A 13923-nucleotide genomic window follows, 5' to 3' on the forward strand; every position below is an offset into this window, starting at 1 on the left:
AATGTCGACTCTCTCTTTGTTCGAAACAGTCGTCATTCATCTTTTTCATTTTGCTGCAAATCATCTCCTCGTCCGAGAACTATAAATTTCTCACTTCCACATATTGGGCTAATAATATATCAAATAGATCTCGCCACACATTTCATATCTGTACATGTCACAAATCTGAACGCCAGCCCCTGCCCCAAAAGGGAAGGTTATGAGGAACTTTTGGGATTAGAATATTAAAGCAATTAATTAGTTAAGGTCTTTAAATCTTTAAAGAATTCCGGGTAGGATATTCCTACGCATTTGTCATCGAGGATTCGGGTGGTGCCTTCGGCAGCAAGGGCTGCAACGGCGAAGCTCATGGCTATGCGATGATCGGCATCGGAATCAATATCTGTACCGTGAAGCGGTTTTCCGCCATGGATTATCATGCCATCGTCGGTGGGCTCAACGTCAGCGCCCATAGCCTTTAAGTTATTGCAAACAGAATCAATACGGTTAGATTCCTTTACCTTTAGTTCTGCTGCATCCTTAATGATGGTTGTGCAATTAGCGGTCGCTGCTATAACAGCAAATATCGGAAGTTCGTCTATCATAGTGGGAATTAGTTTTCCACCAACTTCGAATCTTCCATTTTCATTGCCATGAAGTTCCGAATAACGAACATGAAGATCTGCTCTTGGTTCTATGGATTCATTCACATTCTCAAGCTGAATATCAGCGCCCATCTGAGTAAGGATGCTGAGTATTCCTGATCTTGTTTTATTGATTCCAACATTATGAATGACTACGTCAGAGCCGGGTACAAGAAGCGCTGCAGCGATAAAGTATGCCGCGGAGGATATGTCGCCCGGAACATTTATCTTGGTTCCGCGAAGCGGCATGCCGGGATGAAGGATTGTAGCAGAGCTTCCCCTGACGTCGACTTCGTTGTGTATGTCCGCACCAAAAGCACGAAGCATAAGCTCTGTATGATTTCTGCTAAGTGCAGGTTCATAAACCACTGTGTCACTGTCGGAATAAAGACCGGCAAGCACAATTGCTGATTTTACCTGGGCTGATGCTACAGGACTATGATAGGAAATACCATGAAGTTTCTTACCGCCTTTTATTATAAGCGGTGCGCAGTCATTCCCCATCGCAGAACTGATATCCGCTCCCATCTGCGAAAGTGGTTTGATAATTCTGTTCATGGGTCTCTTTTCGATTGAACTGTCGCCTGTGATCATAGAATCAAAAGGCTGCGCTGCAAGAATACCGGATAATAGTCTGGTAGTTGTACCACTATTACCTGTATAGAGTGTAGAATCAGGTTTCTTTAGGCCATGAAGTCCTTTTCCGTGAACTGTTATTGTAGGAACACCGTTCATCGGTCTTTGAGAATGCTCAATCAGAATGCCCAACTTTTTAAAACATTCTATTGTAGAAAGACAATCTCCGCTTTTGAGGAAGCCTGTTATTTCAGTGGTTCCCTCTGATAAAGCCCCAAACATAATACTTCTGTGTGAAATTGATTTGTCCCCGGGAACAAAAACATTACCCGTTAATGGTTTTGAACTTTTTTCAATACTGATCATTGTTAATTCCCTCTTTTTTCAAGCCTTAATATAGTGTCAAAAATGTATCAGTCAACTGACGGATATCCATGAGCTTCCAAAAGTGTTAGCGCCTTTTCCATAGCCTTATCATCGTGGAATTCTATGCTAAGAGTACCATGCTCGAACTCACGGTTATGAACGATTCCAATATTTTTGATATTGATACCGTTCACTGAAAGAAGTGTTGCAACAGAGGCGATGTTACCGGGTTCATCCGCAATATCAACTCTGATAACATAGGTCTTCTGAATGGGTCCTCTTCTAAGATCATTGAAGGAATCCCTGTACTCTCTGGCTGATGAGAAAAAGTCCATGAGGCCATCGCCATCAACCTTATCAATCACCTGCTTCATCCTGTTCAAATAATCAATATAAGTATCCAACAGCGTAGAAATATTCTTATGATTTGTAAGACAGATCTGCTGCAGCATCACCGGTGATGAGGATGAAATTCTGGTGATATCCTTAAAGCCGCCGGCCGCGATCATTTTCATAAGACCGTCTTCCGAGTCGCTGTCATGAACAAGATTAACAAGGCATCCACTTATTACATGAGGTACATGGCTTACTGCTGCTGTGATAAAGTCATGCTGCTCATAGGGAATAATAAGCGGTGTTGCCCCCATAAGCTCAACAAGCTCTCTGTAATTTTCAAGTCTCTCATCAGAAGTTTTTTCTGTCTTTGTAAGTATGTAAAAAGCATTTTCCAAAATGGAAGCCTTTGAGTTTATGTAACCAATCCTCTCAGTACCGGCCATCGGATGACCGCCGATAAACTGCTCTTCCAATCCCAGCTCTTTTACATGCTCATGTATACTTGTTTTAACCGAACCAATGTCGGTAAGAGTCGTTCTGGGATTGAGATATGGCTTTATCAATGCAAGATTATCATTATTTCTTTCAATCGGTGCGCATAAAAAGATGTAGTCACATTCGGAAAATCTCTCATCAACCTTGTCGCAGGCCACATCCACAATACCATCCTGTTTAGCTTTTAATGAAGTCTCCGGATGTGGTGTATATGAAATAATGCGTATTTCAGGTCGTTTAGCCTTGAGGGCTCTGGCCATTGAGCCACCGATAAGGCCAAGACCTATAAAACCGCAGGTCAGATTATCATTAGTCATTATTAAATTACTCTCCTGGAAGTACGAAATTTAATTGCAATAAATACTACGAACAGTAAACACTATACCACGTTAAAGCGCGAAATTCAATGGAATTAAAATAATACGCCCCCAATAAAATATATTCATTACCATCCTCGTTGCGCTACGCGAATAATCGGATGGTCCTGAATATATTTTATTAGGGGCTCATTTTTTTAATCCCGTTTAAATATGTCTCGTGTATATACTTTATCAATTACATCGTCAAGGCACGAATCATAACGGTTAGCTATGATGGCACCGCTTAGTTTTTTAAAGGTATCGAGGTTATTTACTACTTTACTTCCAAAAAAGGTTGATCCATCTTCCAAAGATGGCTCATAAATAATTACGGTTGCGCCTTTTGCCTTGATGCGTTTCATTACGCCTTGTATACTGCTCTGACGGAAGTTATCGGAATTGCTCTTCATAGTAAGTCTGTAAACTCCTATGATAACTTCATGCTCACGAGCTGCATCATAAGCTTCGCTGTTGCCATAGGCTCCTGCGATGTCGAGTACTCTGTCTGCAATGAAATCCTTACGGGTTCTGTTGGATTCAACAATAGCCTCAATGAGGTTTTCCGGAACATCCGAATAGTTTGCAAGAAGCTGTTTTGTATCCTTTGGCAGGCAGTATCCACCATAGCCAAAGGAGGGGTTATTATAGAAATCACCAATTCTGGGATCAAGACAAACTCCCTTGATGATCTTGTCTGTATCAAGTCCCTTCATCTCCGCATAGGTATCCAGTTCGTTGAAATACGAAACACGAAGTGCAAGATAGGTATTTGCAAAAAGCTTTACAGCTTCTGCCTCAGTAAAGCCCATAAAGAGAACATCAACATTTTCCTTGAGTGCTCCCTCATTCAAAAGCTCTGCAAATATATGAGCGGCATTTGTCAGATCTTCATCATCCATATCCGTTCCTACAATAATTCGGCTTGGATATAAATTGTCATAGAGCGCCTTGGATTCTCTGAGAAACTCCGGACTGAAAAGAATCTTGTCAGAGCCGGTCTTATTTCTGATCTTCTCAGTATATCCAACAGGGATGGTACTTTTTATAACCATATACGCATCAGGATTAACCTTCTGAACAAGATTGATAACAGCCTCTACCGCACTTGTATCAAAATAATTCTTCTTGCTGTCGTAGTTAGTCGGTGCTGCAATGACTACAAAATCTGCATCACGATAAGCAGCCTCACCGTCTGTTGTCGCATGCAGATCCAAATCTTTTTCTTTAAAATATTTTTCGATGTATTCGTCCTGAATCGGTGAAACCCTCTTTTCGAGCATATCCACCTTTTCCTGAATGACATCCACAACAGTCACTTTATGTTTTTGTGACAACAAAGTCGCGATTGAAAGTCCCACATAACCGGCACCTGCAACCGCGATCTGCAAATTCTTAAAATCACGCATGATTCTAACCCCTACATTTCATCGAGCGTATCCTGAACAGTCTCGTACACCGAGATTCTCTGTCTGTCATACTCGGGCATTCCGATGAAAATAGCCCCGTACTCATAGCTATCCTCAAGAGCTGTTCCTCGTACAATTTTAATAAAAACATGAAGAACCTCTTTGGTCCAGATGGTAAGATTACACTCGTAATTGTCTCCCATTGTTAGCTGGAGATCTGACTGAAACCCCATTCCTGCACGTGAACAGTTCATAACTGAAATCGCCACAGCCTCCGGTTCCTGAGTACTACCGATAGGGCTCATTAAAAGCTCTCCGTCCAGATCAAGTCTTTTGTATTTACGTCTCTCTTCCATAATATCCCCCTCGAATAAGATATAGTATTACTATAGCCTAAATCTCGTCATCCGTAAAGAAACAAGCATCACCAAAACTAAAGAATCTGTACCGTTTACTTATAGCTTCCTCATATGCATTCAGAACATTCTCTCTGCCTGCTAGTGCTGAAACAAGCATGACCAGAGTTGATTCCGGAAGATGGAAATTAGTAATAAGGCAATCTGTCACCTTAAAGTTATAACCGGGATAAATAAAAATAGAAGTATTGTCCGCACAGGGCTCAATATGTCCGTTCTCATCTGCTGCGCTTTCAATGGTTCTACAGCTGGTTGTACCAACGCAGATAACACGATGTCCGCTCTCTTTTGCCTTATTGATTTTCTCAGCTGCCTCTGCATTCACCTGATACCATTCGGTATGCATATGGTGCTCAAGAACGTTTGTAACCTTAACAGGCCTAAAGGTTCCGAGTCCAACATGGAGCGTTACGTAAGCAAGATCTATTCCCTTGTCCTGAATTTTCTTAAGAAGATCATTGGTAAAATGAAGTCCTGCTGTAGGCGCAGCTGCTGATCCCTCATATTTTGCATAAACCGTCTGGTACATATTTTTATCCTGAAGCTTATGCGTAATATAAGGAGGAAGCGGCATCTCTCCAAGCTTATCAAGGACCTCTTCAAAAATTCCTTCGTATGAAAACTGAACGAGTCTGTTACCTTCTTCAACAATATCAAGGATCTTTGCGTTTAAAAGTCCTTCTCCAAAAGTAACCTCCGCACCGGGGCGAAGCTTTTTACCGGGTTTAACGAGAGTCTCCCAGATATCGTTCTCTCTTCTCTTTAAAAGAAGAATCTCGACTGCAGCACCGGTATCCTTCTTTGTTCCAAGAAGTCTTGCCGGTATAACCTTTGTATCATTGAGAACAAGGCAGTCACCGGGCTTAAGATAATCGATAATATCATGGAATATCTTATGTTCGATATTGCCTGTCTTTTTATTCATCACAAGGAGCTTAGCATCATCACGCGCAGGAAGCGGATCCTGTGCTATCAGTTCCTCGGGAAGATCAAAATAATAATCGCTGGTGCGAAGACCCAGGTTAGGGTCGTTCGCACCTTTATTTGTTATGGTCACTATATTCTCCTGTTATTGATTCATCAGACTTGCTTTATTAAGGAATGTCTTGTAGGCGCGAAGCGCTTCATATATATCAGCCTTGGAGGTTGCCTCCCAAGGTGCATGCATATTGAGCACAGCTACGCCGGCATCAATTACGTTCATTCCGTAAAGAGCAAGGATATAAGCGATCGTTCCGCCACCGCCTACATCTACCTTACCAAGCTCGGCAGTCTGGAAAGTAATATCATCCTCTTCAAAAATGCTTCTGATATGTGCTAAAAACTCTGCGTTTGCATCATTTGATCCTGACTTTCCGCGGCTTCCGGTGAACTTACTAAGTACCGGGCCAAGGCTGAGGAAGGATGCATTCTTCTTCTCAAACTGGCCTGCGTACATAGGATCAAAGCCTGCATTAACATCAGAGGAAAGCATACAGGAATTTGCAAGACATCTTCTGAGCTTAAGATCATTGTAATCACCGCAGAGGTTCATGAGCTCTGCAACAGCATTCTCAAAGAAGCGTGACTGCATACCTGTAGCACCAACGCTGCCGATCTCTTCTTTATCAACCAGAATGCAGCAGCCTGTTCTCTTTAAGTTCTTTACTCCAAGGAGTGCTCTCATTGAAGGGAAAGCACATACTCTGTCATCCTGGCCATAGCCAAGGATCATTGAGCGGTCAAAGCCTGCATCTCTTGCCTTACCTGCAGGAACAATTTCAAGTTCTGCTGAGAGGAAATCCTCCTCCTCTATTCCGTAAAGGTCATTTAAGATTCCAAGGATTCCGCGCTTAACTGCACCTGAAACCTTGCCGCTCTCTTCCTTCTCTGCCTTCTCATAATCTACAGCATACTGCTGGCCCTCTGTAAGCTTAGAGTTTCTCTTCTCTGCCTTCTTCTTTTCATCACTCTCAACAACAAAAGGTCTGTTACCGATTACAAGATCAAGAGCCTCTCCCTCTACAACCTGAGCAGCCTTCTTGCTCATAAGATCACCTGAGAGGTGGATAAGTAGATCGCTTACAAAAAATACCGGATCATCCTCATCCTCACCGACATTAAGCTGAACAGTGGTACCGTCCTTCTTAACAACAACGCCGTGAAGTGAAAGCGGAATTGCTACATAAAGATACTTCTTGATTCCGCCGTAATAATGTGTATCAAGATAAGCAAAACCGCCATCCTCATAAAGCGGATTCTGCTTAACATCCATTCTGGGAGAATCGATATGCGCACCGAGAATATTCATACCGTTCTCCAACGGCTCTGAACCAATCTGGAACATTGCGATGGATTTGTTCATCCAAACGCTGTAAATCTTATCACCCTTCTTAAGCTTTGTCTTAGATCCAATCAGCGTGTTAAGCTCGCGGTAGCCCGCCTCCTCTATTTCATTAACAATGCAGTCGATTGCTTCGCGCTCTGTCTTTGCATTATCAAGGAAGTTTTTATAATCATCAGCAAAAGCCTCTACTTCCTTAAGCTGTTTTGCAGTGTACTTTGTCCATACATTTGCTCTTTTCATTTATTTATTCCTTTCTCTGTTTTCGTGTTTATTATTATAGAAAACAGTAAGATTTACATAAAAATCGTGCTTATATATGATAAATGAAATCAATAGTACTTTCAACAGTTCACCGGATATTTAAGCGTCTTTAAATCTTATTTTTTTATAAAAAACTGTTTGCAATTCAAATCTCCTTAAGGGTAAAAATTATCCTCCCTGCCAGGTAGAAGAAGAAACTTGTTTCTACCTGAAGGGAGGAATATTTACTATAAGAAATAGTTCTTATACTTATTTAGTTTACAACAGTATCAAGATCCCACTTTTCATAGATCTTCGGCACATCGCTGATAAGTCTCTTGGTGTAATCAGCCTGAGGATTGATAATTACATCCTCTGCTGTACCGGACTCAACAAACTTACCATGCTCCATGATGTAAACCTTATCGGAGATGTAATATGCAAGACCGATATCGTGTGTGATGAAGATTATGGTCATATTGATCTCATCACGAAGCTTTAAGAGCATATCAAGGATTGTTGCTCTTGAGCAGGCATCGATCATGGATGTAGGCTCATCTGCCATAAGGATCTTCGGCTTGAGAAGGAAGATTCGTGCGATCATAAGTCTCTGCATCTGTCCGCCTGAAAGCTCGAAAGGATACTTATTTGTGAGCTCTGCATACTTCAGGTTAACGAAGCTGCAGGCCTCTGTCTTCATCTGTATCTTCTGCTCCTCGGGAAGATTCTTGAAGCCTCTCATATTGAGGCAGTCATCAAGAACCGCATCGATCTTGTAGAAGATGTTGTAGGATGAAAACGGATCCTGGAAAATCGGCTGAATATTTTTCCAGTACTCCTTCTTTTTAGCATTTGTACTGATATCACGGGGTTTTCCCTGATATTCAATGGTGCCCTCTGTAGTACTGATAAGTCCGAGAAGCATCTTTGAAAGAGTTGTCTTTCCGCTTCCTGACTCTCCAACGATTGAGATGATCTCACCCTCGTTGAAGTCAAAGTCTACATGGTCAACTGCTACGGTCTGTACCTTACCTACACCGAATACCTTGGTAAGTCCTCTACCTGAGAGGCAAGGCTTCGGAGCGGGCTTATTGGTATCAGTCGAAGTCTGTTTCTGGTTCTGGTTTGCTGTCGCTTCCATTTGCATATACCTCCCTTAGTTTTCTTACTGACATCAGGCAGCGATAACATCTGCCATTCTCAAATTCTTTCTCATCCGGTGCCATAGCGGTACAGGTAGGAACCGCATATTTACATCTGGGTGCAAATCTGCAGCCCTTAGGCGGATTTTTCAAGTTCGGAGGAGTTCCGGGAAGAGCTGTAAGGTTGTGAGCTTTCATACCCTCCTCAGGAACGATGATGGAACCCATAAGGCCCTTAGCGTACGGATGAATAGGATCAAATACCATCTGCTTTGCTGTTCCAAGCTCAACAAACTGGCCGGCATACATAACAGCGATATCATCTGTAACGTTATAAAGAAGCGGCAACTCGTGCGTGATGAAAATCATGGATTTGATAAAGCCCTTTTCCATGAGCTGTCTCATCATACGGATAACCATCTTCTGAGATGTAACGTCAAGCGCTGATGAAGGCTCATCGGCGATAAGTACCTTAGGTGAAAGGATTGTAGAAATAGCTATAACAGTACGCTGTTTCATACCACCTGAAAGTTCTACCGCATGTTTCTCAAGAACCTCTTCGGGAAGTCCGAGTTCAGCAAAACGCTCTCTTGCCATGTCATAGATATCCTTCTTGGACATCTTGATTCCATGTGCATGTATAACATCCTCGATAAAACGAATAATCTTCTGAGTAGGGTTCAGAGCATTCATAGCTGCCTGAGGGATGTAAGCGATCTCGTTACCGAGAATCTTACGGCGAACATCGTCGGGCTTCATATTAGAAATTGTCTGACCGTCTACGATTATGTCACCACTTATATAATGAAGCGGTGCGAAATAATAACCCATAAGTGACAATGCAAGTGTGGATTTACCACATCCGGACTCACCGGCAATACCGAGTGATTTTCCCTCTTCTACTTTAAGAGAAACACCGTCAACCGCATATACGTCCTCATGGAATCTGGTTATATATTTTGTTTTGAGGTCTTTAACCTCAAGCATTACTTTTCCCATTATTAACCTTTTCCTTTTCTTTTAAGTGAGATTCACAGTTACCTTTTGTTCCGGATTACGATCAGTCACGCAGCTGCGGGTTGAATACCTGATCCATTCCTGTATTCATAAGGTTCAGTGAGAACGAAATAAGTGCGATGAGTATTACTACCGGGAAGTATGCCCACCAAGAACCATTGAGGTGTGCAGAGTACTGCATTGCCCACTGCATCATAAGTCCCAGAGTTGCTGTCTTTGTTGTTGCAGGACCAAGTCCGATCATTGACAGCTGTGCTTCTGCAAGGATTCCTGAAGAAATCTGCAGGATCATAGCCATAACAACGTAGGATGCGATGTAAGGAAGGATATCTGTGAAGATGATCCTGAACATGCTGTGTCCTGACAGTTTTGACAAATTAACGTGATCTCGGTTTCTGAGTGATATAACCTGTGAACGAACTGAACGTGTCGTCCAGGGCCATGATGTCAGACCGATAATGATACCTACCATTGCAATACCTCTTGCCTTATCTCCTACTGAATAAGAAATGAGGATAAGGATTACGAAGGAAGGAATAACTGTAAACAGGTTTGTGATGAAAATGATGATATTATCAGCAAGTCCGCCCATGTAACCTGCAAGAAGTCCAAGTAAAAGACCAATAGCTGTTGCGATAAGTCCTGCAAGAAGACCAATCTTCAAGGAAGATTTTGTAGCTGCTACAAGCTCTGTAAGGACATCACGTCCAAAGTTATCTGTTCCAAGGAGGAAAGTCTTCTTAGATACATCCTTGATGTTTACATAATCTGTATCCTTGATGACCTTGCTCTGCTGAAGATTACCCTCTTCGTCCTTTTCTGCAACGATAACACCGGAATCCTTCATAGCAGCTGTAATCTGAGAATCAAGTCTCTTGAGCGCTTTTCTCTTGGCAGTTGTGTATCCCTTATACTTAGTATTGGGATCATAATTTGCTTTCCAGAGTGCTACAAGACCCTCAGCATCAGTTACATCTATATCAGCTTCTGCAACGCCCTGCTTAAGAAGGAAATCCTGAATTTTTGCTCTTGTTTCTACATCGAGTACCATCTCAAGCTTTGAAAACTGCTTGGGAATCTGTAAGGTATAAGATTTTTCAAGTGTTGACTCCTCCACAGATACATATGTACCGGGTTTGAAGAAGTTACCCTGTCCTATCATCTGCAGCGGGTCAGCCGTTACAAATAAAGGATAGATGAGGACTGTAAGCAGTATAAACATAAAGATTACAAATCCAAACAGGAATTTTCCGGAATGGAAAACTTGTTTTATTGTATTTTTCATTTTTCATTCCCTCCTTAATCCTGCTGATTAGCCTTAACTCGAGGATCAATAACACCATAAAGGAGTTCGACCGCAAGGTTGGCGATAAGTACCATGATTGTAATGATGAGTGTACAAGCTGAAAGAAGTGGATAATCCTGACCGTTTACAGCTGAAAGAAGTGTCATTCCAAGTCCGGGATAAGAGAAAACCATCTCTGCAACGAGGGCACCACCCATCATAGTTCCGAGTGAAAGTGCAAGACCTGTGATCTGAGGAAGCATAGCATTTCTGAACACATATCCTACGATCTTGCTATCCTTGATACCAAGGAATCTTGAGTATTTTACATAATCTGCATTCAACTCATATATTGACATTGATCGCATACCGATTGCCTGACCGCCGATCGTAATAAGAACGATTGACCAGAAAGGAAGCTGGTAATGCGCGATAATCGATTTCATGAAAGTCCAGCTCATATTAGGTATAAGATCATAACCATATCCACCTGATGAAGGAGCTATTTTAAGTCTGATTGCAAACAGATAAAGAAGAACTGTTGCCATACCAAATGCCGGGATATTTCCAATAAAGAGGAAAATGGGAAGGATTACCTTATCAAAAGCACCTTTAATATAAGCGGCAATCGCACCTAAGATATTACCGAGAATCCATCCAACTATAATTGCAGGAAGCTGCAGGCATACTGTCCACCATACCGCATTGGCAATAATGTCGGAAACAGGTCTCGGATACTGGCTGAAGGAAACACCAAAGTCACCCTTTAATGCATTTCCAAGCCACATAAAGAACTGTTTGTACATCGGCTCATTGATACCGAATTTTGTAGCATAGTCATTTAAGACCTTCTGAATAGCCGTTGAATCCGTCATACCGCTGACTGCCTTTGATGCTATAGCGGAAACAGGATTTCCGGGCATCAGGCGCGGCAGAATAAAGTTGAGGATTACGGCGAAAATGAGTGTCAGAAAATACCAGAATAATTTCTGACCATAGTATTTTTTATAGCCTTTCAATTTAGAAATACCTCCCTTCTTCTAACATACGCCGAATTTTTGCGTAATTTAAGGGACTGCCGCGTGGTTTTGTCGCCGCGTTGGCGATCATGCCCCACGGCAGCCCCCAATTTACTTAACTAAAACTATTTTGTTACAAATTACTCAACAAGCTCGAGCTCGTAAAGTGCTGCAATACCATAACCGTCTGTGCAGTCTGTCGGAGGAATATTTCTTCCGTCATCAGCTGCAGGATAGTTTGTCCATACAGACTCGTTTACAGCGTAGAACAATGTAGGACGATACATAAGAGCAACTGCAGGGCACTCATCAAGAAGGATTCTTGAAAGCTCTGTGTAGTACTCTTTAAGCTTAGCTTCATCTGTCTCTGAAGGAAGAGCCTCAAGGATCTTCTCAGCATCATCGTTCATGTAGTGACCGAAGTTACCACTCCAGTTAGATGCAAGCTTTGCATACTCTTCTGAGAAGTAGAACATTCCCTTTGAGTAAGGGTTCATAACGCCTGCGCCGGGTGTTGACCACATGCAGATATCGAAGTTACATGTTGTCATGTCATCGTAGAAGGAAGAAGCCTCAGGGAAGTATGTCTGGATATCAATACCAATCTTCTCGCCGGCTGCTGCTACGATTTCCATAGAAGCGTTCCAGTCTGACCATCCTGTAGGACACTCAGCCTTGAAGGAAAGGTTCTTGCCGTTGTACTCACGGATTCCATCGCCGTCACTATCAACGATTCCTGCATCGTCAAGGAGCTTGTTAGCGCCGTCAACGTCTGCGTTATCCCACTGAAGATCTGCGATAGCGTCGAAGTCTACATACTTTCTCTCGCCGTCTGTAGGTCCAACAACTGATCTCGGATACTCAGCAAATGTAGGTGACTGGCCTGACATAGCGGATGCAATGATCTGCTCATAATCAACTGCCATAGCGATTGCACGACGAACTTCCTTCTGATCAAGTCCTTCTCTCTCTGTGTTGAAGAACATTGAAGGCATTACTTCGCATGCGCCGTAAGGTGCATCATCGAGCCATGTGGAAATCGGAAGATCATCTTCGAGCCACAGGTTCTGTACATCTGTAATGAACTGCTGGCAGACATCAACTTCGCCCTGAGAAAGAGCAACCTGACCTGCTGCATTGTCCTTATAGATTGTGTGAGCGATGTACTTCGGAACGGGAAGCTTACCCCACATGGAACTTGCCTGTCCCCAATAGTTGTCATCTCTCTGAAGAACTGCCTTCTGGTCGTTAGAAATGTAAGGAGCATAAGGGCCTGTGTGAACAAGATCTTCCATAGTATCCTGCTTAACCTTGTCAGCATCCTCACCGTTTCTCTCCTCTACAGTCTGCAGATAAGCCTTCTGCATCATGTACATTGTGTTGAGGATTGAAGTAACCTTAAGAGGGTTAACAGCAACGCCGTTTTCAACCTTAGCCTTAATGAGAACTGTTGAATCATCAACTGCTTCTACAGAATCAACATAGGTTGAGAAATCAGCACCCTGTGAAGATTGATACTTAACATGTGTGTCGTAAGTATAAGCTACGTCTTCAGCTGTGAAAGCTGAGCCATCACTCCACTTAGCATCGCTGTTAAGAGTTACAGTAAGCTCTGTCTGATCATCGTTCCAGCTGTACTCTGATCCAAGAAGAGGATAGAGCTTGCCATCAAGAGCGTTGAACATGAACAATGTCTCATAAACAAGTTCACGTGCTGACTCATTAGCTGAAAGTGCAAGACCATTGTTTGAGTTAGCTGACATCGGGTTCCAGTCATTGATTGTTCCCCACTGCTGACCAGCCTCATACAGAGTCTCGTTTCTGGGTGTTGACTCGCCGTCAGCTGCTGCTGTATCTTCAGTAGCTTCCTCTGTAGTCTCTTCCTCAGCTGTCTCTTCGGTTGTCTCTTCTGCGGTCTCCTCTGTGGTCTCCTCAGCTGCTGTGGTCTCTTCAACAGAAGTTTCCTCTGTAGCTGCAGGAGTCTCAGTTGTAGTTGTGCCACCGTTGTTACCGCCGCCGCATCCAGCTATCATCGAAAGTGACATAGCTGATACGCACAGAAGTGACATAACCTTCTGTAAGTTCTTCTTCATAACTTACCTCCCTTTCTAAAAGTGTTTTTTCGGGTTTTATAACCCACAACATATTAATATTTTACTTATCAAAAATTGCTTTATATATAAAAATATCCACATGTATATAAAAATTTCCGCATTTATACAATTTGTACACTTTTACTCTCTTTTTTCTATTTTGATTGTCCTTTATTGCCAAATCCGCATGTTTTCAGTTGTCTTTTTGCATAATAAGTTTGAAC

Annotated in this window: 11 protein-coding genes; all 11 read right to left on the bottom strand. The window is 42.4% G+C overall.

Annotated features, from left to right (window positions below; genetic code table 11):
• Positions 1 to 233 precede the first annotated feature (233 nt).
• The gene (aroA, locus tag BLR42_RS04980; protein ID WP_091867123.1) at positions 234 to 1565 is read right to left on the bottom strand and encodes a 3-phosphoshikimate 1-carboxyvinyltransferase; all 1332 of its coding nucleotides are present in this window, start codon (positions 1563 to 1565) and stop codon (positions 234 to 236) included.
• 47 nt (positions 1566 to 1612) lie between these two features.
• A complete protein-coding gene (locus BLR42_RS04985; RefSeq protein ID WP_170832635.1) occupies positions 1613 to 2713 on the bottom strand; it encodes a prephenate dehydrogenase/arogenate dehydrogenase family protein in 1101 nt (366 codons plus the stop codon).
• Positions 2714 to 2910: 197 nt separating this feature from the next.
• Positions 2911 to 4161: a nucleotide sugar dehydrogenase gene (locus BLR42_RS04990; RefSeq protein ID WP_139165107.1), complete on the bottom strand. Its 1251-nt coding sequence runs from the start codon at positions 4159 to 4161 to the stop codon at positions 2911 to 2913.
• An 11-nt stretch (positions 4162 to 4172) separates the two neighbouring features.
• Positions 4173 to 4517 (bottom strand): PilZ domain-containing protein, encoded by a 345-nt coding sequence (locus BLR42_RS04995; protein WP_022759830.1) that lies wholly within the window; start codon positions 4515 to 4517, stop codon positions 4173 to 4175.
• Positions 4518 to 4554: 37 nt separating this feature from the next.
• Positions 4555 to 5634: a tRNA preQ1(34) S-adenosylmethionine ribosyltransferase-isomerase QueA gene (gene queA / locus BLR42_RS05000; RefSeq protein WP_278289162.1), complete on the bottom strand. Its 1080-nt coding sequence runs from the start codon at positions 5632 to 5634 to the stop codon at positions 4555 to 4557.
• A 12-nt stretch (positions 5635 to 5646) separates the two neighbouring features.
• The gene (locus tag BLR42_RS05005) at positions 5647 to 7143 is read right to left on the bottom strand and encodes an aminopeptidase (protein WP_091867126.1); all 1497 of its coding nucleotides are present in this window, start codon (positions 7141 to 7143) and stop codon (positions 5647 to 5649) included.
• Positions 7144 to 7417: 274 nt separating this feature from the next.
• Positions 7418 to 8284, bottom strand: coding sequence for an ABC transporter ATP-binding protein (locus BLR42_RS05010; RefSeq protein WP_044958415.1), 867 nt, complete (start codon positions 8282 to 8284; stop codon positions 7418 to 7420).
• Positions 8241 to 9284 carry an ABC transporter ATP-binding protein gene (locus BLR42_RS05015; RefSeq protein WP_170832636.1) on the bottom strand — a complete coding sequence of 348 codons (1044 nt, stop codon included), beginning with the start codon at positions 9282 to 9284 and terminating at the stop codon, positions 8241 to 8243. The genes BLR42_RS05010 and BLR42_RS05015 overlap by 44 nt, the downstream gene beginning before the upstream one ends.
• Before the next feature lie 61 nt (positions 9285 to 9345).
• Positions 9346 to 10587 carry an ABC transporter permease gene (locus BLR42_RS05020; protein WP_091867127.1) on the bottom strand — a complete coding sequence of 414 codons (1242 nt, stop codon included), beginning with the start codon at positions 10585 to 10587 and terminating at the stop codon, positions 9346 to 9348.
• A 14-nt stretch (positions 10588 to 10601) separates the two neighbouring features.
• The gene (locus BLR42_RS05025; protein WP_026497592.1) at positions 10602 to 11606 is read right to left on the bottom strand and encodes an ABC transporter permease; all 1005 of its coding nucleotides are present in this window, start codon (positions 11604 to 11606) and stop codon (positions 10602 to 10604) included.
• Between the two features lie 140 nt (positions 11607 to 11746).
• Complete coding sequence (locus BLR42_RS05030) at positions 11747 to 13699, bottom strand: ABC transporter substrate-binding protein (RefSeq protein ID WP_091867129.1); 1953 nt, start codon at positions 13697 to 13699, stop codon at positions 11747 to 11749.
• Positions 13700 to 13923: the final 224 nt, after the last annotated feature.

Source organism: Butyrivibrio sp. INlla16 (assembly GCF_900104155.1).
GTDB lineage: Bacteria > Bacillota > Clostridia > Lachnospirales > Lachnospiraceae > Butyrivibrio.

What these genes read in the sequence shown, in the direction of transcription:
- BLR42_RS04985 (WP_170832635.1), bottom strand. Translation starts at nt 2,713, where the DNA reads ATGACTAATGATAATCTGACCTGCGGTTTTATAGGTCTTGGCCTTATC.
- BLR42_RS04990 (WP_139165107.1), bottom strand. Translation starts at nt 4,161, where the DNA reads ATGCGTGATTTTAAGAATTTGCAGATCGCGGTTGCAGGTGCCGGTTAT.
- BLR42_RS05015 (WP_170832636.1), bottom strand. Translation starts at nt 9,284, where the DNA reads ATGGGAAAAGTAATGCTTGAGGTTAAAGACCTCAAAACAAAATATATA.
- BLR42_RS05020 (WP_091867127.1), bottom strand. Translation starts at nt 10,587, where the DNA reads ATGAAAAATACAATAAAACAAGTTTTCCATTCCGGAAAATTCCTGTTT.
- aroA (WP_091867123.1), bottom strand. Translation starts at nt 1,565, where the DNA reads ATGATCAGTATTGAAAAAAGTTCAAAACCATTAACGGGTAATGTTTTT.
- BLR42_RS05030 (WP_091867129.1), bottom strand. Translation starts at nt 13,699, where the DNA reads ATGAAGAAGAACTTACAGAAGGTTATGTCACTTCTGTGCGTATCAGCT.
- BLR42_RS05010 (WP_044958415.1), bottom strand. Translation starts at nt 8,284, where the DNA reads ATGGAAGCGACAGCAAACCAGAACCAGAAACAGACTTCGACTGATACC.
- BLR42_RS04995 (WP_022759830.1), bottom strand. Translation starts at nt 4,517, where the DNA reads ATGGAAGAGAGACGTAAATACAAAAGACTTGATCTGGACGGAGAGCTT.
- BLR42_RS05005 (WP_091867126.1), bottom strand. Translation starts at nt 7,143, where the DNA reads ATGAAAAGAGCAAATGTATGGACAAAGTACACTGCAAAACAGCTTAAG.